This window comes from Pseudomonas protegens (assembly GCF_003732485.1).
Lineage (GTDB): Bacteria > Pseudomonadota > Gammaproteobacteria > Pseudomonadales > Pseudomonadaceae > Aquipseudomonas > Aquipseudomonas protegens_B.
Genome location: NZ_MOAK01000068.1, coordinates 1 through 201 on the forward strand (window position 1 = coordinate 1; position 201 = coordinate 201).

General features: G+C 64.2%; 1 protein-coding gene. It reads right to left on the reverse strand.

Annotation, left to right across the window (positions count from 1 at the left end; genetic code table 11):
- On the reverse strand, nucleotides 1–201 hold a 201-nt coding region (locus BLX41_RS17840), incomplete at both ends, for a cbb3-type cytochrome c oxidase subunit I (protein WP_185073653.1).

The window sequence follows — 201 nt, forward strand, 5'->3', positions numbered from 1 at the left end:
TGCGCAGCTTATGCCAGGCACCCGACAGGGTCATCATGCCGTTGATCATGCCGCCCCAGCTGGGTGCCAGCAGGATGATCGACATGGCCATGCCCAGGGACTGGGCCCAGTCCGGCAGTGCGGTGTAGTGCAGGTGGTGCGGACCGGCCCAGATGTACAGGGTGATCAGCGCCCAGAAGTGCACGATGGACAGGCGATAGG